This is a genomic window from Ornithinimicrobium murale, assembly GCF_003352835.1.
Taxonomy (GTDB): domain Bacteria; phylum Actinomycetota; class Actinomycetes; order Actinomycetales; family Dermatophilaceae; genus Ornithinicoccus; species Ornithinicoccus muralis.
Genome location: NZ_QLVD01000019.1, coordinates 422884 through 447833, shown reverse-complemented (window position 1 = coordinate 447833; position 24950 = coordinate 422884). Strand labels below are relative to the sequence as shown.

Annotated in this window: 21 protein-coding genes and 2 pseudogenes; 10 read left to right on the top strand and 13 right to left on the bottom strand. The window is 69.7% G+C overall.

Features of this window, described 5'->3' with window-relative positions:
• Nucleotides 1-154 precede the first annotated feature (154 nt).
• The 4 genes from DPQ65_RS08900 to DPQ65_RS08885 all read left to right on the top strand — a co-directional run bounded on the left by DPQ65_RS08900 (nt 155) and on the right by DPQ65_RS08885 (nt 3823).
• Nucleotides 155-1231, top strand: a complete 1077-nt coding sequence (locus tag DPQ65_RS08900; protein ID WP_114907023.1) for a DNA polymerase IV — start codon at nt 155-157, stop codon at nt 1229-1231.
• A 70-nt stretch (nt 1232-1301) separates the two neighbouring features.
• A complete protein-coding gene (locus DPQ65_RS08895; RefSeq protein ID WP_114906960.1) occupies nt 1302-2231 on the top strand; it encodes a transporter substrate-binding domain-containing protein in 930 nt (309 codons plus the stop codon).
• Nucleotides 2232-2261: 30 nt separating this feature from the next.
• Nucleotides 2262-3056 (top strand): amino acid ABC transporter permease, encoded by a 795-nt coding sequence (locus DPQ65_RS08890; RefSeq protein ID WP_114906959.1) that lies wholly within the window; start codon nt 2262-2264, stop codon nt 3054-3056.
• A complete protein-coding gene (locus DPQ65_RS08885) occupies nt 3056-3823 on the top strand; it encodes an amino acid ABC transporter ATP-binding protein (RefSeq protein WP_202863057.1) in 768 nt (255 codons plus the stop codon). Before DPQ65_RS08890 ends, DPQ65_RS08885 begins: the two co-directional genes overlap by 1 nt.
• Nucleotides 3824-3912: 89 nt before the next feature.
• Here DPQ65_RS08885 and DPQ65_RS08880 read toward each other — a convergent pair whose 3' ends face one another.
• Nucleotides 3913-5529: an AMP-binding protein gene (locus DPQ65_RS08880; RefSeq protein WP_114906957.1), complete on the bottom strand. Its 1617-nt coding sequence runs from the start codon at nt 5527-5529 to the stop codon at nt 3913-3915.
• A 345-nt stretch (nt 5530-5874) separates the two neighbouring features.
• Complete coding sequence (locus DPQ65_RS08875) at nt 5875-6876, bottom strand: phosphotransferase enzyme family protein (protein ID WP_162802128.1); 1002 nt, start codon at nt 6874-6876, stop codon at nt 5875-5877.
• Between the two features lie 163 nt (nt 6877-7039).
• On the opposite strand from DPQ65_RS08875, the pseudogene DPQ65_RS08870 reads away from it, so the two are divergent.
• A pseudogene (locus DPQ65_RS08870) lies at nt 7040-7552 on the top strand (23S rRNA (adenine(2058)-N(6))-methyltransferase Erm(C)); the annotation flags it as partial.
• A gap of 120 nt (nt 7553-7672) precedes the next feature.
• Here DPQ65_RS08870 and DPQ65_RS08865 read toward each other — a convergent pair.
• The 4 genes from DPQ65_RS08865 to DPQ65_RS08850 all read right to left on the bottom strand — a co-directional run bounded on the left by DPQ65_RS08865 (nt 7673) and on the right by DPQ65_RS08850 (nt 11078).
• A complete protein-coding gene (locus DPQ65_RS08865; protein ID WP_114907022.1) occupies nt 7673-8314 on the bottom strand; it encodes a 4a-hydroxytetrahydrobiopterin dehydratase in 642 nt (213 codons plus the stop codon).
• A gap of 100 nt (nt 8315-8414) precedes the next feature.
• On the bottom strand, nt 8415-9266 hold the full coding sequence (locus DPQ65_RS08860) for an ABC transporter permease (protein ID WP_114906954.1): 852 nt from the start codon (nt 9264-9266) through the stop codon (nt 8415-8417).
• A complete protein-coding gene (locus DPQ65_RS08855) occupies nt 9266-10129 on the bottom strand; it encodes an ABC transporter permease (protein WP_238146751.1) in 864 nt (287 codons plus the stop codon). Before DPQ65_RS08855 ends, DPQ65_RS08860 begins: the two co-directional genes overlap by 1 nt.
• The gene (locus tag DPQ65_RS08850; protein ID WP_114906953.1) at nt 10122-11078 is read right to left on the bottom strand and encodes an ABC transporter ATP-binding protein; all 957 of its coding nucleotides are present in this window, start codon (nt 11076-11078) and stop codon (nt 10122-10124) included. Before DPQ65_RS08850 ends, DPQ65_RS08855 begins: the two co-directional genes overlap by 8 nt.
• 66 nt (nt 11079-11144) lie before the next feature.
• On the opposite strand from DPQ65_RS08850, the gene DPQ65_RS08845 reads away from it, so the two are divergent.
• A complete protein-coding gene (locus DPQ65_RS08845) occupies nt 11145-11738 on the top strand; it encodes a hypothetical protein (RefSeq protein ID WP_114906952.1) in 594 nt (197 codons plus the stop codon).
• Between the two features lie 58 nt (nt 11739-11796).
• Here the strand turns inward: DPQ65_RS08845 and DPQ65_RS08840 are convergent, their stop codons facing one another.
• Together DPQ65_RS08840 and DPQ65_RS08835 are read right to left on the bottom strand one after the other, a co-directional pair.
• On the bottom strand, nt 11797-12573 hold the full coding sequence (locus tag DPQ65_RS08840; protein ID WP_114906951.1) for an aminoglycoside phosphotransferase: 777 nt from the start codon (nt 12571-12573) through the stop codon (nt 11797-11799).
• Nucleotides 12574-12597: 24 nt separating this feature from the next.
• Complete coding sequence (locus tag DPQ65_RS08835) at nt 12598-13683, bottom strand: class I SAM-dependent methyltransferase (RefSeq protein ID WP_114906950.1); 1086 nt, start codon at nt 13681-13683, stop codon at nt 12598-12600.
• Between the two features lie 167 nt (nt 13684-13850).
• Here DPQ65_RS08835 and DPQ65_RS08830 point away from each other — a divergent pair, with 167 nt between their 5' ends.
• The 4 genes and pseudogenes from DPQ65_RS08830 to DPQ65_RS16505 all read left to right on the top strand — a co-directional run bounded on the left by DPQ65_RS08830 (nt 13851) and on the right by DPQ65_RS16505 (nt 17776).
• Nucleotides 13851-14540 carry a winged helix-turn-helix transcriptional regulator gene (locus DPQ65_RS08830; RefSeq protein WP_114906949.1) on the top strand — a complete coding sequence of 230 codons (690 nt, stop codon included), beginning with the start codon at nt 13851-13853 and terminating at the stop codon, nt 14538-14540.
• 31 nt (nt 14541-14571) lie between these two features.
• Nucleotides 14572-15864, top strand: a complete 1293-nt coding sequence (locus DPQ65_RS08825) for an MFS transporter (protein ID WP_238146750.1) — start codon at nt 14572-14574, stop codon at nt 15862-15864.
• Nucleotides 15776-16954: pseudogene (locus tag DPQ65_RS16510) on the top strand (LLM class flavin-dependent oxidoreductase); the annotation flags it as partial. The gene DPQ65_RS08825 and the pseudogene DPQ65_RS16510, both read left to right, overlap by 89 nt.
• A 42-nt stretch (nt 16955-16996) precedes the next feature.
• Entirely contained in the window at nt 16997-17776 is a 780-nt protein-coding gene (locus DPQ65_RS16505) for a hemerythrin domain-containing protein (protein WP_420330081.1), read from the top strand.
• Between the two features lie 104 nt (nt 17777-17880).
• Here DPQ65_RS16505 and DPQ65_RS08815 read toward each other — a convergent pair whose 3' ends face one another.
• The 5 genes from DPQ65_RS08815 to DPQ65_RS08795 all read right to left on the bottom strand — a co-directional run bounded on the left by DPQ65_RS08815 (nt 17881) and on the right by DPQ65_RS08795 (nt 24934).
• Nucleotides 17881-18240, bottom strand: coding sequence for a hypothetical protein (locus DPQ65_RS08815; protein WP_162802127.1), 360 nt, complete (start codon nt 18238-18240; stop codon nt 17881-17883).
• A 42-nt stretch (nt 18241-18282) separates the two neighbouring features.
• Nucleotides 18283-18732: a class I SAM-dependent methyltransferase gene (locus DPQ65_RS08810; RefSeq protein WP_114906946.1), complete on the bottom strand. Its 450-nt coding sequence runs from the start codon at nt 18730-18732 to the stop codon at nt 18283-18285.
• 76 nt (nt 18733-18808) lie between these two features.
• Complete coding sequence (locus tag DPQ65_RS08805) at nt 18809-20107, bottom strand: M1 family metallopeptidase (protein ID WP_114906945.1); 1299 nt, start codon at nt 20105-20107, stop codon at nt 18809-18811.
• Nucleotides 20104-23976 carry a Pls/PosA family non-ribosomal peptide synthetase gene (locus tag DPQ65_RS08800; protein WP_202863056.1) on the bottom strand — a complete coding sequence of 1291 codons (3873 nt, stop codon included), beginning with the start codon at nt 23974-23976 and terminating at the stop codon, nt 20104-20106. Before DPQ65_RS08800 ends, DPQ65_RS08805 begins: the two co-directional genes overlap by 4 nt.
• A gap of 139 nt (nt 23977-24115) precedes the next feature.
• Complete coding sequence (locus DPQ65_RS08795; protein WP_114906943.1) at nt 24116-24934, bottom strand: isocitrate lyase/PEP mutase family protein; 819 nt, start codon at nt 24932-24934, stop codon at nt 24116-24118.
• Between the last annotated feature and the right edge of the window lie 16 nt (nt 24935-24950).

Sequence of the window (24950 nt, the reverse complement as noted above, 5' to 3'; positions counted from 1 at the left end):
GCACGTGCACCGAACCTCGGTGCGATGAACCAAGTTCACCCGACGGTCATGAGGGGGTCGTGAAAAGTTCGTGAGAGCTCTCTCATCTGGTTGAAAAAGAGCGCACGCGCACCAGCACATGCACTGCATCACCCCACTCAGCAAGATGGAGGCCATGAGCCGGTGGGTGCTGCACGTCGACATGGACCAGTTCCTGGCCGCCGTCGAGCTGCTGCGCCGGCCCGAGCTGGTGGGGCGGCCGGTGGCGGTCGGCGGCCGCGGTGACCCGACCGAGCGGGCGGTCGTGTCCACCGCCTCCTACGAGGCGCGCGAGCTCGGCGTCCGCTCCGGCATGCCGCTGAAGGTCGCGGTGCGCAAGGCACCGGACGCCGTCTTCCTCCCGGTGGACTTCCCCGTCTACGAGGCCGCCTCCGAGCAGGTCATGCAGACCCTGCGTGCCGTCCCGGGCGCCGTGGTCGAGGTGCTCGGCTGGGACGAGGCCTTCGTCGGGCTGGACAGCGAGGACCCGCAGGCCGCCGCCCACGCCATCCAGGACGCGGTGCTGGCGGCGACGCGGCTGCACTGCTCGGTCGGCATCGGTGACACGAAGGTGCGCGCCAAGATCGCGACCGACTTCGGCAAGCCGCAGGGGACCTTCCGGCTCACCCGGGACAACTGGTTCGAGGTGATGGGCGAGCGGCCCACCACCGATCTGTGGGGCATCGGCAACCGGATCGGGGCACGTCTGGCGAGCCTCGGCATACAGAGCGTGCAGGACCTGGCCGAGGCGCCCGAGCCCGACCTGGTCACCGCCTTCGGCCCGGCGACCGGTCCGCACCTGGGGCGACTCGGCCGGGGTGCGGGGAGCAACCACGTCGATGACACGCCCTGGATCGCCCGGGCACACGGGCACGAGATGACCTACCAGGAGGACCTCACCGAGCGGGCCCAGATCGAGACGGCCCTGGCAGACCTGTCCAGGCAGGTCAGCCAGGACATGTATGCCGAGGGGCGCGCGTGCGCGCGGGTGCACCTGAAGGTCCGGTTTGCCCCGTTCTTCACGGTCACCCGGGTCCGCAAGCTGAGCGAGCCGACCTTCGACCCGGCGGTCATCGCCGCGACCGCGCTGACACTGCTCGACGCGCTCGATGATCACCGCCCGGTGCGGCTGCTGGGGGTACGGGGCGAGATGGTGCCGCCCGAGGGAGGCTACGAACCTCCCCGCACACACGGCCGCCGCGGAGCACCCTGAGGCCGCCACGTACCACGCCGTTCTTTCAGAGTTCTGTCGTTCGAGGCTATCTCGGCATTACAGTGCAGAAATGAACATTCGACCCCTGTTCGCGGCAACGGCTGCCGCATGCCTGGTTCTGTCCCTCTCGGCCTGTGGTTCCGAGGAGGACACGTCCGGCGGTGACGACGCCGGCGACAACGCTGGTGAAGACGCCGGCGACGACTCCGGTGAGTCCGCCGATGACGGTGGTTCGACGGAGGACGGCGGATCCGACGATGTCGACACCGCCTCACTCGACCTGGTCACCGACGGCTCCCTGACGGTCTGCTCCGACGTCCCCTACCCACCGTTCGAGGACTTCGACTCCTCCGCCCCGTCCGGCTTCGTCGGGTTCGACATCGACATCACCTCCTATATCGCCGAGGGGCTGGGCCTCGAACTGGTCGTGAAGGACTCCTCGTTCGAGGGGTTGCAGTCGGGCCTGTCCCTCAACGCCGGCGAGTGCGATCTGGCAGCCTCGGCGATGACCATCACCGAGGAGCGTGCCCAGAACATCGATTTCAGCGACGGCTACTACGACTCCCTGCAGTCGCTCCTGGTCCCCGACGACTCCGACATCGCCAGCATCGCTGACCTGTCCGGCAAGAACGTCGCCGTCCAGCAGGGCACCACGGGTGAGGCCTACGCCAAGGAGAACGCCGAGGGCGCCGAGCTGATCGCCTTCCCGAGCAACGCGGAGATCTACCAGGCACTGCTCGCCGGTCAGGTCGACGCGGCGCTGCAGGACCTCCCGGTCAATGTCGACAACGCCAAGCAGGGCGACTTCACCATCGTCGAGGAGTACGACACCGAGGAGACCTACGGCCTGGCCATGGAGAAGGGCAACACCGCCCTGGTCGACGCCGTCAACGAACAACTCACCGAGATGCGTGACAGCGGCGCCTACGACGAGGCCTACGACCAGTACTTCTCCGAGGACTCCGCAACCTCCGACGACGCTGAGTCCACGAGCCGCTGAGCAGGTGACGACGAGGACGAGGGATAACCGATGACCCGGAGCACGCGCACGCGCCTGATGACGCTGTCGCTGTATGCGGTCTTCCTGGCGATCGTCATCGCCTTCGTCCTCGTCGCCAACTGGGAGGCGATCAGGAGCAACTTCTTCCTGACCGAGGGATTCACCGGCAACTGGCGGGACATGGTCTTTGTCGGTGTCAAGAACACCATCCTCTACACCCTCGTGTCCTTCATCGGTGGCTTCGTGCTGGCCGTGTTCCTGGTGCTGATGAAACTGGCGCCGATCGCGCCCTTCCGGTGGTTGGCGACGGGCTACATCGAACTGTTCCGGGGGCTGCCCGCCCTGGTCGTCATCATCTTCATGGCGCTCGGCGTGCCGATCGCCTTCGACTGGCGACCACCCGGCGGCACCGTCGGTGCGGGGCTGGTCGCCCTCATGCTGGTCGCCGGTGCCTACATGGCCGAGACGCTGCGAGCGGGCATCGAGGCGGTGCCCAAGGGGCAGGCCGAGGCGGCCCGGTCCCTCGGGATGAACGCGCCGTGGACGATGGCCTCCATCGTGATGCCGCAGGCACTGCGGATCGTCATCCCACCCCTGACCAACGAGCTGGTGATCCTGCTCAAGGACACCTCGCTGCTGTTCGTCGTGGGGTTGGCCGCCAACCAGAAGGAGCTCACGACTCTCGCCCGGGACTTCATGTCCAGCGGGCCCTCGGCCGGCACGGCGACCACCCTGATGTTTGCCGCGCTCCTCTACCTGGCCATCACCCTCCCGCTGACCCGCCTGGTGGCGTATCTGGAGAGCAAGCAGAAGAGGAGCCGGTGATGACAGAGCTCAACCCCCACCAGGAGCTCGACCGCAGGGCGCCCGCGATCGAGGTGCGCGACCTGCACAAGAGCTTCGGCGACAACGAGGTGCTCACCGGCATCGACTTCCACGTCAACAGCGGCCAGGTGGTCTGTGTCATCGGCCCGTCCGGGTCGGGCAAGTCGACGCTGCTGCGGTGCGTGAACCGGCTCGAGGAGCCCACGTCCGGGCAGATCTTCGTCGAGGGCATCGACATCACCGACCCGGACACCGAGCTCGACCGGGTGCGCTCCCGGATCGGCATGGTCTTCCAGCAGTTCAACCTGTTCGGGCACATGACGGTGCTGCGCAATCTGACCATCGCTCAGCAGCGGGCCAAGAAGCGGGGCCGGACCGAGGCGGTCGCGATCGCTCGTGAGAACCTCGCCAAGGTCGGACTGGAGGACAAGGAGGGCGCCTATCCCGCCCACCTGTCCGGTGGTCAGCAGCAGCGGGTGGCGATCGCCCGGGCCCTGTCGATGAACCCCGACATGATGCTCTTCGACGAGCCCACCTCGGCCCTCGACCCCGAGCTCGTGGGCGACGTCCTCGACGTGATGCGCAAGCTCGCCCACGAGGGCATGACCATGATGGTCGTCACGCACGAGATGGGCTTCGCCCGCGAGGTCGGCGACAAGCTGGTCTTCATGGACGGCGGCGTCATCGTGGAGGAGGGCGACCCCACCGAGGTCCTCACCAACCCGCAGCACCGCCGGACCCAGGCGTTCCTGTCCAAGGTGCTCTGAGGGCCAGGCGAGACTCGCGCGCGGGCCAGCTGTCGGCATACCAGGTCACGGGCACGCTAGTGCCCCCGCCCAAGTGTCACCGGCCAGCGTCAGTCCGTCAGCCCCAGCTGCTTGGCAGACACCTCGCGCATCTCCACCTTGCGCACCTTGCCGGTGACCGTGATCGGGAACTCCTCGACGACCATGACATAGCGCGGGATCTTGTAGTGCGCCAGCTGGCCCGTCGCGAAGTCGCGCACCGCCTCGGCCGTCAACGGCGCAGCGCCCTCCTTGACCTGGATCCAGGCGCAGAGCTCTTCGCCGTACCGCTCGTCCGGGACCCCCACCACCTGCACATCCTGGACGTCGGGGTGGGTGTAGAGGAACTCCTCGATCTCGCGGGGATAGATGTTCTCTCCGCCGCGGATCACCATGTCCTTGCTGCGTCCGACGATGGTGCAGTAGCCGTCCTCGCGCATCACGGCCAGGTCACCGGTGTGCATCCAGCCGTCGGCGTCCAGCACCTCGGCGGTCTTCGCCTCGTCCTCCCAGTAGCCGAGCATCACCGAGTAGCCGCGGGTGCACAGCTCTCCCGTGGCCCCGCGCGGCACGGTCTCCCCCGTGGCCGGTTCGATGACCTTGATCTCCAGGTTGGGATGCACCCGGCCGATCGTCTCCGTGCGTCGCTCCAGGTCGTCGTCACTGCGGGTCTGGGTGCTCACCGGCGAGGTCTCGGTCATGCCGTAGGCGATGGAGACCTCGGACATGTGCATCAGGTCGACGCACTTCTTCATCACCTCGACCGGGCACGGCGAACCGGCCATGATGCCCGTGCGCAGGGTCGACAGGTCGTGGTCGGCGAAGGTCGGGTGGTTCTGCATCGCGATGAACATCGTCGGCACGCCGTAGAGCCCCGTGCATCGCTCCTCGGCGACGGTGCGCAGAGTGGCCTCGGCGTCGAAGCCCGGTCCGGGGATCACCATGGTCGCCCCGTGGGTGGTGCAGCCGATGTTGGCCATCACCATGCCGAAGCAGTGGTAGAAGGGCACGGGGATGCAGAGCCGGTCCTGCTCGGTGAAGTTGATCAGCTCGGTGACGAAGTAGCCGTTGTTGAGGATATTGCGGTGGCTGAGCGTGGCCCCCTTGGGACGGCCGGTCGTGCCGGAGGTGTACTGGATGTTGATCGCGTCGGTGGGCTCCAGCTCGGCCATCCGCTCCGCGACGGCATCCGGCGGCAGCTCCTCCCCCTCCGCCAGGAGCGCGGACCAGTCGTCGGTGTCGACATAGACGACCCGCTTCAGCACCGGGCACTCGGCCGCGGTCTGCTCGAGCATCCCGCGGTAGTCACTGGTCTTGAAACTGCTGGCAGACAGCATCATCCGCAGCCCGCTCTGGTTGACGGCGTATGCCAGCTCGTGGGTGCGGTAAGACGGGTTGATGTTCACCAGGATCGCGCCGATCTTGGCGGTGGCGTACTGCGTCAGAGTCCACTCCGCGCAGTTGGGCGCCCAGATCCCGACCCGGTCGCCGCGAGCGATGCCGGCACCGAGCAACCCTCGGGCGAGGGCGTTCACGTCAGCGTCCAGCTCCGCCCAGGTCCACCGGCGCCCGGTCGCGACCTCGACGAGCGCTTCCCGGTCCGCGTGCATCGCTGCGGTCCGCTCGAAGTTGACCCCGATGGTCTCCTCGAGCAGCGGCTGCGACTCACCCGTGGCGTGCGACTCCATCACTGCGGCTCCTTTCCGTGGCTGCCCGGCGGGCGCGGTTGTCCGACTGTATGCCGCGGGGTCGCCCGCCGCGCCGGCGCCCGGCCCCACAGTGGGTCGGGTGAGGCGGCCGTCGAGACAGGGGGCATCTGCGCTCTGCATCTGGTGCCCTACCGCACCCAGCGCTCTGCATCTGGTGCCCTACCGCACCCAGCGCTCTGCATCTGGCGTCAAATAGCGGACAGAATGCAGAACGTACATGGCAGTTTGCGCACCATGCAGAGCGCTATGGGATTTTCCTGACAGGCAGGACGAGCCGATGGCAGTCCGGGCGATCCACTGAGTGGTCACCACCATGGATCGGGTCTATGAGCCGGAGTTGGCCTCCGGTGCCCCCGTCATCACCGCGGGCGTCGCGCTCGGGAGCAGCGGGAAGCGGTCGACGTTGGCGCGGGCGAGACCCAGCAGATAGCCACGCTGCCGCGGATCGGCCCAGGCCGCCTCGTCGTTGTCCTCCAGCACCCAGGTGCCCTCTTCCCACAGGATGTGATCCAGCACGAGCGGCCACAGCTCCAGCTCTGCTGCGGTGAGTTCCACGTGCCGGGTGTAGCCGGTGAGGAAGCGCGACCACTCCTGCCGGGTCAGCAACCGAGCAGGAGCACCGTCACACTCGTTGTGGAAGAGCGCCGCGACGAGTGCGAGCTCGAACAGACGCGGCTCGTGCCCGCCGTTGTCAGGGTCGACCAGCGTCGGGGTCGCACCCGTCCAGATGAGGTTGTTGGCCTTGTAGTCGCTGGATCCGCCGCACCGCGGCAGGTCGGCGTCCCGCGACTCCAGGGCGTCCTTGTGCTCCCACCACCGGCGCCCGAGGTCACGCACCGCCGCGAAGGCCTCCGGGTCGTTCTGCGCGGAGAGGACACCCTCCAGCGTCTCCAGGTCAGCCAGGACCTCCTCGTGCGAAGTGTCGGGCCACTCGTAGTCGCGCAGCCCCTCGGTCGCAGCACCGGCGGCGTGGATCCTGCCCAGCAGCTCCCCGGCCGACTCGATCTGCTCAGGAGCGCCGTGGTAGGCCGCCCCGTCCAGGAACGGATAGACCACCCACCAGTCCTCCCCCACCTGCTGCGGGTTCGGCACGGCCAGGTCCAGGGCTGCGACCACCGGCACCCCGGAGGTCGCCAGGTCCCGCTGCCACCTCGCCATCGCATTCACCCGGTCCGAGCGGCTCCCGGCCACCTTGAGCACCACCTCTCTGCCGTCGGTGGTGCGGCCGCGGTGCACCCGGGCAAAGCGGGTCAGCGACTCGGCGTGCAGCTCGACCAGCCCGAAGGCCTCGGCGAGCTCAGTTAGCGTCGGTGCGGCGTTGGTCACGGCCCCGACCCTAGACCGACAGCGGCTGACGCCCAACCGGTTAATGCCCCGCCCCATCGCGCGCCCAGTTGTCCGGGCCGGCCCTGGTGAGAAACCCGTTGAGGAGTGGTCGCTGACGTCCCTACGGTGATCGACATGAGTCAGTTCATGATGATGGTGCTTCGTGTCCGGGGCCGGGCGACGCTGGGGCCGGCACCTGCTGCGGAGCACGTGGGCTGACCGAGTCGTCGGGACCGTCGGAGTGCGACCTGGTGAGCTGGTCCTGGATCTGGGAGCGGGCACCGGCGCGCTCACCGGGCCGTTGGTCAGTCGCCGCGCCCGCACCGTGGCGGTGGAGTTGCACCGCGGCCGCGCGGAGGCGCTGCGTCGTCGCTTCGATGCGTCAACAGTGACGGTGGTCGAGGCCGACATCCTGCAGGTGCCTCTCCCCGGCCGGCCGTTCCGTGTGGTCGCCAACCCGCCGTATGCCGTGTGCGCAGCTCTGCTGCGCCGGCTCACCGATCACCGCAGTCACCTGACCAGGGCCGATCTGGTCGTTCCACGGTGGATGGCGCGGCGCTATCAGGCCAGCCCGCCCCTAGGTTTCAGTGCGGAGGTGGGTCTGCACGTGCCCGCGGGTGCGTTCGATCCCGCTCCCCGGTCCGACAGTGCGGTCCTGACGCTGCGCCGGACCCGCCGTCGGTCCACTTCCCGCCGCCGGTCGGCTTCCCGCCGCCGGTCAACCTCCGGCCCGCGGCAGACTCACGGCCGTCGCGGCCGCGCCTAGCCCCGATGCGACCCGCGCCGCCACCGCCGCTCAGCGCTCAGCGGTGCAGACGCAGGCGCGGTTGCCCTCGGCATCGGCCAGGACGACAAGGGCCGGTGCCGCTTCCTCGTCCACCATGGTGCCGCCCGCGGCGAGAGCGGCCGCGATGCGGTCCTGGGCCAGCTCGGCCGGGACCCACACGTCGAGGTGGAAGCGCTGACGCGGGGTCTGGTGTTCGTCGGTGTCCTGGAACCACAGCAACGGCACCCGCGCGTCGCCCACCACATCGCCGCCCTGGAGTGCCGCTGTGTCACCCCGCAGCAGGGCGGCCCAGAACGGCCCGACCCCTGGAATGTCGGCGGAGTCGAGGGCGAGCTCCACCTGGACGAGGTCGGCTGGTCGCGCCTCGATGTCCTGGTCGCGGGCGATCGTGCTGATCTGTTGTGCCAACTCGACATCCCGGCCCGTGAGGGCGCCGACGTCGTGGCTGATCAGGGAGATGTCGACCCACGGATAGGTGAGGGTCACGTCAGGGTGGTGGCCAGCCTCCTCGGCCGCCCGCCCGACGGCGTCCACGAAGCGCAGCCCGGTTGCGAAGTCTCCGGTCGCGAAGCGTGCGTGCAGCCCCTGTGCCAGGTCACGCCAGTCGGTGAGGCCAGCATCAAGCAGATCCTTGTGCGTGTAGGTGTCCATGTCTCCACCGTGCCACTGGGCCCCGACGTCCACCTCCCCAGATGGCCGCGTCAGTGAGCCCGGTCGCGTGAGAAGTCGGGTCCTGGTGCGCTCGGTCGGGCTAGCGCAGGAACAGCGCGCGCAGCCGGACCGTCGTGAACCAGACACCGAAGACCGTCATCGCCACGAAGTACAGCGCGTGGCCGAGGGTCGCTCCCGAGACGAACCCGACGGCCAGGTGCCGCATCAGTTCGACCCCGTGCCACAGAGGCATCGCCTTGATGAACCACTGGATCACCTCGGGGAAGACCTCGATCGGGTAGAGGGTCGCGGAGAACAGGAACATCGGCAGCATCACGAAGTTGATGACGTCCATCTGCTGGAACGACTTCAGATAGGACGTCACGGCCATTCCGACGCTGGCGAAGCCGACTGCGATGAGCAGTGCCACCGGGACCATGAGGATCGCCCACGGTGAGGTGACCAGGCCCATGACGAGCATCACCGCCATGAACCCACAGGCATAGAGAAAGCCACGGAACAGGGCCAGGAAGATCTCGCCCAGGGCCACGTCCATCGGGCCGAGTGACGTCTGCAGCATCGCGTGGTAGACCCTGGCGAAGCGCAGCTTGAAGAAGACATTCCAGGTGGAGTCGTAGATCGCGCCGTTCATCGCCGAGGTCGCCAGCAGCGCGGGAGCAATGTAGGCCGTGTAGGGGATGGAGCTCCCGCCCGGCCCGCTCACCTCACCGACGAGGGCGCCCAGACCCAGGCCCATGGCCAGGAGGTAGAGCACCGGCTCGAAGAAGCCGGACACCAGCACCGCCCAGTTCTGTCGGGCGATGACCTTGAAGCCGCGCTCGATGACTGACCGTGCGTTGCGGCCATAGATCGCGGCCAGCGGACGGTCCGTTGGAAACTCGGGGATCACGGGTGCGCTCTCGGTGGCGCGGTCCTGGCTCGGCGCACTCATCAGGCCCCCATCCGCTGGGTGTAGCTGCGGCGCATCCAGCGCACTCCGACCAGGGTGCACAGGGACAGGAAGAGCACGTGGACGATGGTGAGCCACACCGTTTCGACCGCCCCGTAGGTGACCTGGCGAGCCAGTTGGGTGCCGTGCCACACCGGGGAGATCCAGCCGATCCAGTGCAGGTAGATCGGCATCGAGGACAACGGGAAGAAGGTGCCGGCGAACAGGAACATCGGCATGATGACGAAGCGCTGGACGAAGGCGAACTGATAGCCCTCGTCTCGCAGTGTCGAGGCATAGGCCTGCAGCAGCGCGCCGAAGGCGGCGGCGGAGAGGACACCGATCGGGATCACCAGGGCGGAGACCAGCACGCCGCGCGGCACGGCACCGAAGGCGACCATGATCGCCCAGAAGATCGCGGCCTGGACGACGAACCGCAGCATCACCCCGACGAACTGGCCGGTGCCGATCTGCGCGGGTGTCACCGGTGTGGCGTGCGGCCCGTAGTAGAGCCGGTCCCACTTGAACCCGGCCATGACCGGGTAGGTCAGCTCACCACCGGTGGACATGACGACCGTGGAGATCAGCAGGGCGGGGGCCACGAAGACCAGGTAGGAGACCCCATCGACGGTGCCCACCCCACTGTCGACCAGGGTGCCCAGGCCAACGCCGAGCGCGATCAGGTAGAGCAGCGGCTCACCGATCATGTAGATGACGATGGACTGAGCCCACGCCTTGGCGGTGCGCAGCCAGTACTCGACGTAGTACCACCACCCCCAACGGCGGGCACGGGCGGCCATCACCTCCGGGGGTGGGACCCGGCCGGAGGCGGCGAGGCGCTGCAGGTCGTGGGCGGTGTCAGTCAACGAGGGTCCGTCCGGTCAGCCGGAGGAAGACGTCCTCCAGGGACGAGCGCCGCACCAGGGAGGTGATCGGGGTCAGCCCACGGGCCGAGATCTCCTCCAGGGCCGCCTCGCCGTCGTCGGTGTAGACCAGGATCCGGTCCGGCAGGACCTCCAGCCGGGTGGCCACGTCGGCCAGCTGGTCCACGACCGCCGCGTTGCGCTGCGCGCCGAAGCGGACCTCCAGGACCTCGCGGGTGGCGTAGTCGCGGATCAGGGAGCGGGGACTGCCCTCGGCCATGATGCGCCCGTGGTCGATGACGATCAGCCGGTCGCACAGCTGCTCGGCCTCGTCCATGAAGTGCGTGGTGACCACCAGGGTGACCCCAACCTCCTTGAGCCGGAACAGCCGGTCCCAGAGGACGTGGCGCGCCTGCGGGTCCAGGCCGGTGGTCGGCTCGTCGAGCAGCAGCAGCTTGGGCTCGTTGACCAGGGCGCGGGCAATCGTCAGACGACGTTTCATCCCACCGGAGAGGGCGGTGGTCTTGGACTTGGCCTTGTCGGTCAGCTGGGCGAACTCGATCAGCTCGTCGGCCTTGGTGCGCAGGTAGGAGTGCGGCAGGCCGAAGTAGCGGCCATAGACGATCAGGTTGTCGCGGACCGTGAGCTCCTCGTCGAGGTTGTCCTGCTGCGGCACCACGCCCAGGTGGGCACGCACCTCGGGGCCGCGCTCGGCGGGGTCCAGCCCGGCCACTCGCATCGTCCCGCCGCTGCGGGTCAGGGTCCCGCCGATCATCCGCATGGTCGTCGACTTGCCTGCACCGTTGGGGCCGAGCAGGCCGAAGGACTCCCCCGAGGTGATGCTGAAGGTGATCCCGTCGACGGCACGGTTCTGTCCATAGACCTTGGTCAGGTCCTCGGCGACGACGATGGGATACCCTGTGGCTGCAGCTGGTGATGTCACAGGAGGCATCTTGTCCCTCAGCACTGACAGCCACCAAGCCGATTTATCCCAGATCACACGCCGTAGGCTGGGCGCGTGCGTGAACCTATCGACCTGGACTGGCTGGATCGTTTCGACTCGGGGCTGGAGGGGGCCTCACCAGCCGCGCACAACGCGGCCGCCGAGCAGCTCCTGGGCTGGGCCGACGAGCCCCACGAGCAGGACGGGGCCTGGCCCGGTGACATCGTCCTGCGAGCGGCCTTCCAGCTCTCGGAGGCCGGCGACCGCGAGGGAGCTGTCCGGCAGGCCCTGCGCGCCAGCGACCTCGGACTCTCCGAGGGCGCGGACCCGCGCGCCTTCGCGACCGAGCTGTTGTTCCAGCTCGACCGACCCGACGAGGCGCGCTCGGTCTCGGAGGACCTGCGCCGCAGTCGACCGGCCGACCCCGAGACCTACTGGACGATGGCCAGCATCTGGGAGGTGCGGAGCGAGGCCAGGCAGGCCCTGGGGTGGTACAACCGCGGCATCGCCCTCGTGGAGGAGACTGAAGGTCCACCAGCCGACCTGGGTCTGCTGTGCTCCGGGCGCTGGCGGGTCCGGCAGTCCCTGGGCCTGGACCCTGACGAGCTGGACGAGCTCGGTATGGGCTTCGAGGACGCCGTCGCCCAGCACCAGGACGGGGAGCACTGAGGCCGCGGCCACTGACACAGCGACCGACGGCACGGCGACCGCCACGGCATCGGCAAAGTCACCCGGGCGTGACGTCCAGGCCCGCCCGGTAGCGCGCGGGGTCGGGCTCGGGATCGCTGAGCACCCGGAAGAGCGCGGCCCGCAGCATGGCCTGTCGCCGGTCGCCGGCGCTCCACTCCCGCAGCACCGCTGGGTCGGCTCCCTGCCAGAGGACGGCATCCAGCACGAGGACCGCCTCCGCCCACAGCACCGGCCGCCAGGATGGCGCCACATCAATCACCACTGGCAGACCCGTGGCATCCAGCAGGACGTTGCCAGCCAGGTCAGCGTGGACCAGCTGCCCGGGGCCGAGGTCAGGCGTCCTCACCCATTCATCGGCCAGGTCAGGACCGAGTATGCCGAGGGGCGGGTCCTCCCCGAAGGTCGCCTGCTCCGCGCGGCGCCAGCGGTCATCCCGGGCGGCGAGCGCCGCTGGCGGCTCCGGGACAGCGGATGCCAGATGGGCGTGCAGCAGCCGCGCGGTCGCGCGCAGGACGTCCAGGTCACGGCACGGGCGGGCATCCGGCTCGAAGCGGCTGGCGCCCCAGCCGTCCACCACCCACCGCAGATCGCGGGTCGGGATCGGCATGGCGACCCGCACGGATCTCGGCTCCTGGTGGTCCAGATCCGCGGAGAGCCGGGCCAGGACCGGGTTCAGCCACTGGGCGGTGGCCTCGTCCCGGCCCGGAGAGAGGACCAGGTCGCCGGCGCGGACGCTGTGGCCCCGCCCGCCGTCCACCGGGACCGGGTGCTCAGGCACCGCGAACAGGTCGAACACGCGGGGTGAGGGCAGCACAGCGCCCACGCTGTCACACGGGACTCACTCCTGACGACGACCCCAGGTCAGCGCATGCACGGGGGTCAGCGCAACGGTGCCGAGCTCGCCGAACCCGTGCCGGGTCAGCAGGTCGTCGTAGGCCGACCGTGGCAGCAGTTGATCGTCGATCTGTGCCTCGAAGAACTGGATGCCGGACATGAGGCGACCGGGCACGCTCCGCAGGCCCGCGTCCGACTCCGGGAAGGGGAAGTCAGAGATGACGAACCGGCCGCCCGGCTCCAGCAGGGCCAGCACCCGTTGGGTGACCCGGTCGATGTCTCGGCACTCGTGCATCGAGATATTGTTGACGACCAGAGCGACGGACTCGGGGAGCTCCATCTGCTCCAGCGGCTGGCAGTGCACCTGGACGCGGTCGGTCAGCCGGGCGGTGGCCACGCGTTCCTGTGCGCGCTGGACCGAGTGGGCGTCACCGTCGATGCCGATGACCCGGCACTGCGGATAGTGCTCGGCGAGACGCAGCAGGCCGGTGCCGGCTCCGCACGCCGAGTCCACGATGGTGCCGCCCGCGGCCAGCCGCTCCGCGAGGCCGGGCACCTGGCTCAGCCCTCCAGGGATCAACCGGGTGTAGAAGGGGCCGCCGGTCCCGGCGACCGCGTCAATCCACTCTGGGCTCGTGTCGTTCCACCACATCCGCTCACCCGTGGGCAGGGACGCGGCGAAGCGGCCGAACAGCTCTGGGCGCTGGACCAGGGGGAACATGGCCCCCACGAACGCTGGTGAGGTCCGGTCCAGCAGCAGGGTCGACAGGTGCGGGGCCAGGGCATAGCCGTCGCCGGCCCGCTCCAGGACGCCGGCGCCGAATGCTCCCCGGCACCAGACGGAGGTGTAGAACTCATCGAGTTGCTGGGCGTCCGCCAGTTGCTGGACGGTGAGGGAGGGCTGGTCCGCGAGTGCCTGGAGGAGGCCGGAGGTCAGCCCGATGTCGATGATGCGGGTGGCCATGTAGCCGGCGACGTGCCCGAGCAGGACCCCGGCCTGTTCCGGAACGGTCGGGCCCGGCGTCGGTGGTTGATCCGCAGTCGGTGAGGTCGCGTCTGTCTGTGGTGTGGAGCTGGACAGGGTAGTCATCACGGGACTCCTTGGTGGATGGACGAACAGGTCCTTCCACGGTGCCCCCGCGGCATACCGGCTGGCTAGTTCTGGTCCTGAACCGGCCCGGTTCCGGATCTGTACCGGCTCGGGCACTGGCCGGTGGGCACGCACGGGCGTAGCCTTCGTTCTGACGGAGGCATGAGATGCACGGCTATGGCCAGTTCTGCCCGCTCGCCAAGACCATGGAGGTCCTGGACGAGCGATGGACTGTGCTCATCATCCGGGAGTTGCTGTGCGGCAGCCACCACTTCAACGAGCTGCGGCGGGGTGTGCCGCGGATGTCCCCCGCACTGCTGTCCAAGCGATTGCGGGACCTGAGCCGGGTGGGGATCATCCTGCGGCAGGAGGAGGGCGGCCGGGTGCGTTATGAACTCACGCCGGGTGGCCGGGAGCTGGCTCCGGTCATCATGGCCTTGGGCGAGTGGGGCGCTCGGTGGATGAGCCAGCTCGGCGATGAGGATCTCGACCCGCATCTGCTGATGTGGGACGTCCATCGGAATCTGGCCCTCGACGCGGTGCCCGACGGACGGACCGTCCTGCGCTTCGAGTTCACCGACCTCCCCGACCGCGGGCACGGCCAGTGGTGGGTCGTCGCCAGCGGCGGAGAGGTCGATCTGTGCGATTTCGACCCCGGCTATGAGACCACGGTCCACGTCATCAGCCCGCTGCGCACCCTGGTCCGGGTCTGGCGCGGGGACATCAGCTGGGCCCGGGCCCAACGCGACCACGGGCTGCGGCTGGAGGGCACCGCCTCGGCGCGGCGTGCACTGCCGACCTGGCTTAACCTCTCGACGTTCGCCGGAGTCGAGCGCCCTCCGTTAGCACGGGTCTAGGGCTCAGGTGCGCCCCTGGCAGACTGTCCCGGTGACACACACTGCGGACCAGACCGGGACCTCGTCGCCGCCGCTCCCCGCCGAGATCCACTCGCTGCAGACCCGAACCGTCGGCACCCTGATGTCGAGCCAGGTCCTGGGCGGGGTCGGCGTGGCCAGCGGCATCGCCGTCGCCGCCCTGATGGCCGCCGACATCAGCGGGCGTGACGACCTGTCCGGACTGGCCAACACCACGCAGGTCCTCGGCGGAGCCCTGATCACCATCCCGATCGCTGCCCTGATGGCGGCGCGCGGACGACGCGCTGGCCTGGTGACCGCTTATCTCATCGGCACCGTCGGGGCCGGGCTCGCGATCACAGCGGCTGTCCTCGGCAGCTTCTGGCTGCTCCTGCTGGGCACCGCCCTGTTCGGCGCCTCGACGACGGCCAACAGCCAGGCCCGCTACGCCGCCGTCGACCTCGCCCCGCCACGGCGTCGCGGCCGCCACCTCAGCCTGGTGGTCTGGGCGACCACGATCGGGTCGGTGCTGGGCCCCAACCTGCTCGGTCCGGCCAAGGCGGTCTCGGACGTGATCGGCATCCCGCCCCTGGCCGGGGCCTGGTTGTTCAGCGCCGCCGGGTTCCTGGTCGCTGCGGCCGTGGTGAGCCTGTTCCTGCGCCCGGACCCGCTGCTGACGGCACGAGCCCTGGCCCATCACGGGCAGCCCACGGGCCAGCGTGTGGCGCAACGGGGTTCGGTCGTCCACGGGGCGCGCGCCATCCTTGCCTCGCCCACCATCGCGCTCGGCACGCTCGCGATCACCAGTGGCCACATCGTGATGGTGGCGGTGATGGTGATGACCCCCATCCACATGTCCCACGGTCACGCCGAGGTGGAGGTCATCGGGTTCGTCATCTCGATGCACATCCTGGGCATGTACGGCCTGTCACCCGTGGCCGGCTATCTGACCGACCGCTGGGGATCGCGGCCCGTGATCCTGGTGGGCGTGCTGCTCCAGGTCACGGCCTGTGTCCTCGCAGCCACCTCACAGGCGGGGTGGTCAGTGGGTCTTCTGATCGCCCTCTTCCTGCTCGGCCTGGGCTGGTCCTGCACGATGGTCGCCGGCTCCGGGCTCATTGCGGCGGGTTCCCAGGTGGAGGACCGCGCCTCGGTGCAGGGGGCCTCTGACCTGACGATGGGGCTGTCCGCGGCCGCGGCCGGAGCGCTGGCGGGGGTGGTCGTGCAGTACCTCGGTTATGACTGGCTCGGTGGTGCGGCCGCACTGGTCGCCCTGGCTCTGGGCGTCTACACCGTCGTCGCGGGCCGCGGCACCCAGCGAGCCTAGGGACGCTGCCCGGCCGGGTCGCGCGGCGCCAGTTGACGCTCCACAGGTGACGCACGACCAGGGACATCGGCACCGCGCGGATCAGCAGGCGGCGGATCAGCAGTGCAGGAGGCCCTTGACACGTGGGCCACCACGATGGGCTGAGCGCATGGCGGACTCAACCGATGCCAGTCGCCCGGCGGCCGCTGCTTTGCGCGCCCTGGCACTCAATCAGGCGGCCAGCCTGCCGGGACTAAAGCGCCGCCGCTGCGGTGTTGTGCCCCACGTGACCTCGCAGACGACTCCCGGCACCACGGACTATGGCCACGAGCTGCAGTTCGGAACCTTCCACACCCCGACCAACCAGCAGCCGCAGCAGGCGGTGACCCTCGCGCAGCTGAGCGAGACGGCAGGTCTGGATCTGGTCACCTTCCAGGACCACCCCTACCAGCCCGGTTTTCTCGACACGTGGACACTCCTGAGCTATGTCGCGGCGCGGACCGAGCTCGTGCACCTGGCGCCCAACGTCGCCAACCTCCCGCTGCGCCAGCCCGCCGTGCTGGCCCGCTCGGCAGCCAGCCTGGACCTGCTGAGCAACGGTCGGGTCGAGCTCGGGCTGGGCACCGGCGCCTTCTGGGAAGCCATGGTCGCGATGGGCGCCGAGCGGCTTACCCCCGGGCAGTCGGTGCAGGCGCTGGAGGAGGCGATCGCCGTCATCCGCGGCATCTGGGCGGCCGGTGACACCTCGGTGCTGCGGGTCGAGGGTGAGTTCCACCGAGCTGTCGGCGCCAAGCGTGGTCCGGCGCCGGCCCACGACGTGGGCATCTGGCTGGGCGCCTATAAACCCCGGATGCTGCGGGTCACGGGTCGGCTTGCCGACGGCTGGCTGCCCTCTGAGGGGTATCTGAAGTCCGATGACGACCTGCGCACCGGCAATGCCATCATCGATGAGGCTGCCGACACAGCGGGCCGGGACCCGCGCGACGTCCGCCGGCTGCTCAACATCAACCCGCCCCGCGGCGCGACCGACGCATGGGTGGAACGGCTCGCCGAGCTGGCCCTGTCGCACGGGATCGGCAGTTTCATCCTGGCGACCGACGATCCGAGCACCATCCAGGTCTTTGGTCAGGAGGTCGCTCCGGCGGTCCGGGAGATGGTCGCCCGAGAGCGCGAGGCCGCCGAGTCACAGGTCACCCCGGTCGACACGCCAGCGGCGGCGCCGGCAAGCGACGCGCACGGCCGCATCGTGACCTCCACGGGATCCGGCACCGCGGCGGTGACAGCACCGGGCGCGACCGCGACGACATCCCAGGGGCAGTACGACCGGCTCGGTGTGCAACCGACCCCCGACGACGGCACCCGCCTGGGCACCTCGATGCCGTGGGACGAGTCGACCCGCCCTCGACGTGCCGAGTCCGGGCCGGAGGTCAGCTACACCGCGCGCGGGGCCCAGATGGGCAAGCACCTGATCGATGTGCACGACATGCTGCGCGACGAACTCAAGCAGGTGCGCTCGATCATCGATCAGGTCAAGGCCAACACCCTCGACGTGGGCTCGGCCCGCTCCTCGCTCAACGAGATGACCATGAAGCAGAACAACTGGACGCTCGGCGCCTACTGCGCCCGCTACTGCGCCACCGTCACCCAGCACCACGGCATGGAGGACGCCTCGGTCTTCCCGCACCTGCGTTCGGCCGAGCAGTCGCTGGCTCCCGTGCTGGACCGTCTCGAGCAGGAGCATGTCGTCATCCATGACGTCATCGAGTCTGTCGACCGGGCGCTCGTGGAGCTCGTCTCCGACCCGGGGGACTTCTCCGGGCTGGATGAGGCCGTGAACGCCCTCAGCGACACGCTGCTCTCACACCTCTCCTACGAGGAGGAGCAGCTCGTCGAGCCTCTCGCCCGGGTCGGTTTCTACCGCGGCCAAGCCTGAGTCCACCCACCCATCCGACCGAGCGCACGACCACCCGAGACTGGACCCCACCGAGCGCACGACCACCCGAGACTGAAGCCCACCGAGCGCACGGCCACCCGAGATCAGGCTGGGCGCAGCCGATCGTCACCCACCGGTGCGGCGAGCCTCTGGCGCTCGCCATAGCGGTCCGCGTGGTCGAAGAAGTCGACGAGCTGCACCGTCACCCCGGCCGGTGAGGCCTCCACGAGCTGCGCGCTGATCCAGTCCTCCCCGTCGCGCAGCTCCCACTTGCCCGCGAGGTAGCCCAGGCCGACGGCGTGCAGTCGGTCCTCGGCCGTCGCCCGGTCCGCGACATCGGCCAGCGGGTGCCCGAAGACCGTCAGCGGACGCCACCCCTCGGGCTCCGGTGCCACGAAGCCGATCAGCTCACCATCCTCGCGGCGCACGGAAACCCAACTGTCGGCATACGGCGTGCTCGTCATCCCTCGAGGATGACTGAGAACCGGGGTGCGGACAACCACCTTTCACCAGGCGCGGTCAGGTGCCTCGAGACGAACCTGGCGCAGCGGGTCCCCGCCGTCAACGAAGAGCGGTCCACCCGGCACCAGCGCGGCCCGGATCCGCTGCCGGGCAATGCTCCCGGCCTCAGGGTGCCGTCCGTCGAGCGCGCCCACCCGGACCGCGAAGGCGAGGTCGAAGGCGGCCTCGCCCTCCCTGAGGCAGAAGTCTTCAGCGCTCACGCAGCGAGCGCTGAGCACCCCGCGTTGAATCTCCGCGGCCGCGAGCCGCTCGATCTGGGACACCCCTGTGGCGGACCGGTCGATCACCAGGATGTGACCGCCCGGTCCCAGTCGCTGTGCCACTGCTCGCGCTGCCGCACCGGGGGCTCCCCCGATCTCCAGCACCCGCAGACCCGGCCGCAGGGGCAGGGCGTCGACGATCGCGGCTAACCGTGGCGACAGTTCGCGAACCATCTGGACAGTCAAGCAGTGACGACCGGAGCTGACCACCGTGCGAGGCTCCGAGCCCGGATCGCGCTGTGGTCGCGCCTCAGCCGGGCAGTCCGGGCAGCTCCGTCTCGTCCAGCCAGGGACGGAACCACCCGGCCAGGTCTCGCTCCGCGGCCTGCGAGCAGTGCGTGATGAACTGCTGCGTGGTCACCGAGCCACCCCGGTGGCTGGACACCCACGACCGCAGGATCGCAAAGAACGTCTCCTCGCCGACCTCGGACCGCAGCGCGTGCAGGGTCAGGGCTCCGCGCTTGTAGACCCAGTCCTCGAACATCAGCGCCGGTGTCGGGTCACTGAGCGGCGCCCGCTGGGTCTCCTCGGCGAGGATGCCGTGATGATGGCGGGCCCACTCCTCCGCCGACCGGTGACCACACTCCTGCGACCACAGCCACTCGGCATAGCAGGCGAAGCCCTCGTGCAACCAGATGTCGCGCCACTCCCCCGCGGTCACCGCGTTGCCGAACCACTGGTGCGCCATCTCGTGGGCCACCAGGCGCACCGACTCCCAGTCGTCGGAGGCGAAGTTGCGCCCGAACGTCGACAGGGACGCCGACTCCAGCGGGATCTCCAGCGGGTCGTCGGTGATGACGGCGGTGTAGCCGCTGAACGGGTACGGCCCGAACCGGTCCACGAAGAACGCGATCATCTCGGGCTGCCTGCCGAACGAGGCGGCGAAACCGTGGCGCTTGATGTTGGCCGGACCGACGACCCGCAGCGGCACGACGGCCTCCTGCTCGGTCACGGTGTAACGCCCGATCTGGACCGTGGCCAGGTAGGGCGCGATGGGCTCGGTCTGCCGGAAGGTCCAGGTGCGGTTGGCGCCCCGCCGCTGCACCGCCACCGGTTCCCCGCTGAACTCCACGTGGTAGTCGGCGGCGGTGACCAGGCTCAGGTCGTAGGTGGCCTTGTCGGAGACCCGGTCGTTGCAGGGGAACCAGGACGGTGCCCCGTGCGGCTGCGAGGCGACGATGACGCCGTCCTCCAGCTCCTCCCACCCGGCAGGGTCCTGTCCACGCTTGCGGATCGGCCCGGGATTGCCGGAGTACTTCACGGTGACGGTGAACTCCTCCCCCGGCTCCACCTGCTCTGCCAGCGAGATCGTCAGCCGGCCACCCAGGAACTTGTGCCGGCTCACGCGGCGTCCCGCCACCGAAACCTTCAGCGGCTTGAGCCGCAGGTCCAGGGCGACCTGCGAGAGCGGCTCCAGCGCCCGACAGGTGAGCACGGCCGTCCCGTCGAGCTTGTTGCTGGGCAGCGCATAGGTGAGGGACAGGTCGTAGTGCGCCACGGCATACCGCAGATCCCCGTGCCCCGAGATATAGGGATCGGCACCTCTCACAGCTCATCCTCCTGGTCCCACGGGCCGATCGGGTTGCCGATCCACCGCGTCTGGGAGGGTACCGACTCCCCGCGCATCACCAGGGAGGCCGGGCCGATCGTGCTGTGCCGGCCGATCGTTGCGGCGGGCAGGATCACGCTGTTGGGCCCCAGTGTTGCGCCCCGGCGCAGGGTGACCCGGTCCATGCTCAGCACCCGGTCGTGGAACAGATGGGTCTGCACGACGCAGCCGTGGTTGACCGTCGATCCGTCGCCCAGGTGCACCAGGTCGGTCTCGGGGAGCCAGTAGCTGTCGCACCAGACCCCGCGGCCGATGTCGGCGCCCAGCATCCGCAGCCAGACGTTGAGCGCCACCGTGCCCTGGGTGACCGAGGCGAACCACGGCGCGGCCAGCACCTCGGTGAAGGTGTCGGCCAGCTCGTTGCGCCAGACGAAACCGGACCAGAGGGGATGGTCCTGGGTCGTATGCCGACGCACCAGTGACCACTTCGCGGCCACTGTGAGCAGGGCGGCGACCACCCCGGCCAGGGCCAGCACCACCCCGCCGAGGGCGAAGGCGGCAAGCGGGTGCCAGGACAGCAGCGCCAGCAGTGCCGCCGCCACCGTGACGTGGAGCGCCACCTGGAGCAGCAGGACCACCAGTCGGCAGGTCTCGACGATGCCGCGCAGGATCTTGAGTCGGGTGGGTGGGTCATAGGTGCGGCTCGCGTCAGCCTCGTCGGCGGCCCGGCGCAGCCTGGTGGGCGGGCTGCCCAGCCACGACGACCCCTTCTTCACCGTCTTGCGTTGAGGCGCCGCGGACAAGACGGCCACGAGCGACTCCCGCGGCACCTTGCGCCCGGCCGAGACCATGCCCGAGTTGCCCACGAAGGCACGCTTGCCGATCTTGACGTGCTCCACGCGGATCCAGCCGCCGCCCAGCTCGTAGCAGCCGATGAGAGTGTCGTCGGCCAGGAAGGCGTGGTCGTTGATGTGGGCGAACTTCGGGATCAGCAGCACCGTCGAGGCCTCGACGCCCCTGCCGACCCGGGCGCCCAGCAGGCTCAGCCACAGTGGGGTGAGAGCCCCGGAGTACAACGGGAAGAGCCAGGTGCGTGCCTCATCAAGCACGCGGAAGGTCAGCCAGATCCGCAGGCCCGAGGCGGAGCGGGTCGGATAGAACCCGGCCCGGAGCCCCAGCCCACACACGCGGACCAGGACAAGCACGAGAAGTCCCAGCACGGCATACCCCAGCAGTGCCGCGAGCGGCAGCCACGGGAGACCGGCACGCAGGGCGGCACCCCACGTGTCCGCCCCCTGCACAGCGGGCCACAGGGCCGCCGCGCCCACGCCCGTGGCCAGCACAGGGAGACCGGCCACCAGCACACCGGCGAGCGCGTAGCCGAGCCACCACACCCGCCCCTTCGGTGGGCGCTCCTCCGACCAGGGGCCGCGTGCTGTCTCCGAGACCCGCTCGGCGGGGGCACCGGACCAGGTCTCCCCCGCCGGCACCTCGCTGAGCACGAGGGAACCGGGGGCGATGATCGCACCCGGACGCACCCGGGCACCCGGCCCCAGGGTGCTGCGCGCCCCGATGCGGGCGTGCGCACCGACGCGGATCGGCTGGATGTGCACCAGGTCCCCGTCGATCCAGTAGCCGGTCAGGTCCACCTCGGGTTCGATGGAGGCACCCCGGCCGACCTCCAGCATGCCGGTCACCGGTGGGAGGGCGTGCAGGTCCACGTCGGGTCGGATTCTGGCGCCGAGGAGGCGGGCGTACCACGGCAGGAAGGGAGCGCCGGCGACCGAGACAGCGGCCAGCTCGTCCTGGATCCGTGCCGCGAGCCACACCCGCAGGTGCACCTTGCCACCGCGGGGCCAGGACCCGGGACGCACCCCGCGGAGCGTCCCTCTGATCAGCAGGGCGGCCAGCGCCATCCGCACCGGCGGGACCAGGAAGACCACGGCCGAGAGGACGACCAACCACAGTGGGAACGTGGGCAGCCAGGCCAGACCAGGTATGCCGTGGGCCAGGTTGGCCCCGGCCAGCACCCAGGCGATCCATCGCCCGGCCGCCAGGGTGCGCAGGGGCAGCAGGGCCAGCAACTGCCCGACCTGGGTCTTGCGCCGGATGGGCGGGATGGTCCGGTCGGACCTGGCCGGACCTGGGCCGAGCTTCTCCAGCGCGCCGGCCAGGTCCCCGAGGCGTGGGTGGCGGTAGATGTCGCCGACGGCCACCTCTGGATACTGCTCCCGCAGGCGCCCCACGACCTGTGCGGCCGTGAGGGAGCCGCCGCCGAAGTCGAAGAAGTCGTCCTTGGCCGACGTCACCTCGGCGCCCAGCACGTCGACCCAGATCTCGGCGATCCACAGCTGGAGCTCGCTGAGGCCCGTGGGCCCGGTGCCACTGCTGGCCAGCGGCCAGGGCAGAGCATCCCGGTCGACCTTCCCCGAGGTCTTGGTCGGCAGGTCGTCCACGACGGCCAGGCGGGGCACCAGGGCGGCAGGCATGCGCTGACGTAGCAGGGCCAGGGCGGTCTCGGAGTTGTAGCTGTCGTCGACGGCGAGGTAGCCCACCAGGAGCTGGTTGCCGGACGTGGTCGTGCGCACCGCAGCTGCCGCACCGGCGACACCCGGGAGGCGGAGGAGCTGGCCGTCGATCTCCCCCAGCTCGACGCGCCGGCCGCCCAGTTTGACCTGGTCGTCCGCGCGCCCGGCGAAGAGGAGGCCGGTGGGGTCATTCACCACCATGTCGCCCGAGCGGTAGGCACGCTCCCACCCCAGCGTGGGCATCGGTGCGTACTTCTCGGCGTCCTTGGCAGGGTCCAGATATCGGGCCAGGCCGACGCCGCCGATGATCAGCTCACCCGAGGCTCCCTCGGCGACCGGCCGACCGTGCTGGTCGACAACCGCCAGGTCCCAGCCGTCGAGCGGGAGCCCGATCCGGACCGGGTCGCTGCCATCCAGGGCCGCTCCGCAGGCCACGACGGTGGCCTCGGTGGGACCGTAGGTGTTCCAGACCTCCCGGCCGGGGGCCTGCAGTCTGGCGGCGAGCTCTGCGGGGCAGGCCTCACCACCCATGATGAGCAGCCGGACCTGCTCCAGCGACGTGGCCGGCCAGAGGGCGACCAGGGTCGGCACGGTCGAGACCACGGTGATGTCGTTGGCCACCAGCCACGGGCCGACGTCGACACCGGAGCGCACGAGTGAGCGCGGTGCCGGGACCAGGGCGGCGCCGTAGGCCCACGCGAGCCACATCTCCTCACAGCTGGCGTCAAAGGCCACCGACAGCCCTGCCATCACCCGATCTTGCGGTCCGATCGGGTTGTCCTGCAGGAACATCCGTGACTCCGCGTCCACGAACGCCACAGCGCTGCGGTGCGTGACCGCCACCCCTTTGGGGGTGCCGGTCGAGCCGGAGGTGAAGATGATCCACGCATCATCGTCTGGAGTCGGCGCCTCCGCAGGCTCCCCGGTCGGCCCACCCTCGCGCAGGGTGAGGCTCAGGTCGTTGCCCAGGACCGCTGCGACGTTCGCCTCGGCGAACACCACCGTGGCCCGCTCGTCCGGGTCGTCGGCGTCCACCGGGACATAGGCGGCACCTGCCCGGAGGGTGCCCATGATCGCCACGTAGAGGTCGGTGGTGCCGGACTTGATCCGGACCCCCACGCGGGCACCGCGACCGATCCCGGCCTCGGCCAGTCGTTCGGCCACCTGTTCCGCGGCGTCGTGGAACTCTGCGTAGGTCAGGGTCTGCGCCCCGCTGTCCAGGGCCAGAGCGTCTGGCGCGTCCGCCACCGTCGCCTCGAAGACCTCGCACAGGGTCCGCGGCGCAGGGGCTCGGTCTCCTGCCAGGAACACGGGTGGGATCGGGTGAACAGGCTCGGGCACGGGCGGATTGTTCCTTGCCGGGATGAACAACAGGTGTCGCGGGCTCAGAGTAGTGAACTCAGCGGTCGAGGGCTCAGGTGTCGCGGGCTCAGAGTGGTGGACTCACCACTGCTGGGCTCAGCAGTCGTGGCCCGTGCTCCTAGCCGAAGGCCTGTTGGGCCAGGGTCGAGCCGGCCCCAGCGCGTTCGGTGAAGCTGATGGTTCCCTCGTGGAGGAACTCTCCCGCGGCCTCGGCGACGGCAGCCAGTCCGACGAAGGCGAAGGCGCCGCCCACGGAGATCCGCGCGACGCCGGCCGCAGCCAGCTCACAGACGGTGGGCCCGCCCGTGCGGGTCAACACATTGACCGGCGCCCCGACCTCGGCGGTGACGCGCCGGATGTCCCCCAGGTCAGTCAGACCGGGCGCGTAGACCACGTCTGCCCCGGCCTCCACGAAGGCCTGCAGACGCCGAATCGTGTCGGCCAGGTCGTCCCGACCGTGCAGGTGGTTCTCCGCGCGTGCGGTCAGCACGACCCTGGTGGACGCAGCGCGCGCCACCTCGGCCGCGGCCAGCACGCGCTCCCGAGCCTGTGCGAACGGATAGATCGGTTCCTGCTCGGAGCCGCTGTAGTCCTCGATCGAAGCACCGGCCAGGCCAGCTTCGACAGCCAGCCGGATAGTCGCAGCCACACCGTCGGGGTCGTGCGCGAAGCCGTTCTCCAGGTCAGCGCTCACCGGCAACTCTGTTGCGCCCACGAGTTCCGCCGCGTGGGCCAGGATCTCCTCGCGGCCGATCGCACCATCCAGCTGACCGCGCGTGGTTGCGAAGCCGCTGCTCGTGGTGGCCAGCGCCGCGAACCCCAAGGATGCGAACAGTCGGGCAGATCCCACGTCCCAGGCGTTCGGCAGCAGCACGGGCCGGCCGGGTCGGTGCAACGCGAGAAAACGGTGGGCAGGAGTGCTAGCGGTGTCCGTCACGCCTCAACGCTATCGA

Coding starts and splice junctions, on each gene's coding strand:
- DPQ65_RS08885 (WP_202863057.1), top strand. CDS start 3,056: ATGACAGAGCTCAACCCCCACCAGGAGCTCGACCGCAGGGCGCCCGCG.
- DPQ65_RS08865 (WP_114907022.1), bottom strand. CDS start 8,314: ATGGACACCTACACGCACAAGGATCTGCTTGATGCTGGCCTCACCGAC.
- DPQ65_RS08835 (WP_114906950.1), bottom strand. CDS start 13,683: ATGACTACCCTGTCCAGCTCCACACCACAGACAGACGCGACCTCACCG.
- DPQ65_RS08880 (WP_114906957.1), bottom strand. CDS start 5,529: ATGGAGTCGCACGCCACGGGTGAGTCGCAGCCGCTGCTCGAGGAGACC.
- DPQ65_RS08895 (WP_114906960.1), top strand. CDS start 1,302: ATGAACATTCGACCCCTGTTCGCGGCAACGGCTGCCGCATGCCTGGTT.
- DPQ65_RS08815 (WP_162802127.1), bottom strand. CDS start 18,240: ATGACGAGCACGCCGTATGCCGACAGTTGGGTTTCCGTGCGCCGCGAG.
- DPQ65_RS08860 (WP_114906954.1), bottom strand. CDS start 9,266: ATGAGTGCGCCGAGCCAGGACCGCGCCACCGAGAGCGCACCCGTGATC.
- DPQ65_RS08810 (WP_114906946.1), bottom strand. CDS start 18,732: ATGGTTCGCGAACTGTCGCCACGGTTAGCCGCGATCGTCGACGCCCTG.
- DPQ65_RS08830 (WP_114906949.1), top strand. CDS start 13,851: ATGCACGGCTATGGCCAGTTCTGCCCGCTCGCCAAGACCATGGAGGTC.
- DPQ65_RS08850 (WP_114906953.1), bottom strand. CDS start 11,078: ATGCCTCCTGTGACATCACCAGCTGCAGCCACAGGGTATCCCATCGTC.
- DPQ65_RS08900 (WP_114907023.1), top strand. CDS start 155: ATGAGCCGGTGGGTGCTGCACGTCGACATGGACCAGTTCCTGGCCGCC.
- DPQ65_RS08890 (WP_114906959.1), top strand. CDS start 2,262: ATGACCCGGAGCACGCGCACGCGCCTGATGACGCTGTCGCTGTATGCG.
- DPQ65_RS16505 (WP_420330081.1), top strand. CDS start 16,997: ATGGTCGCCCGAGAGCGCGAGGCCGCCGAGTCACAGGTCACCCCGGTC.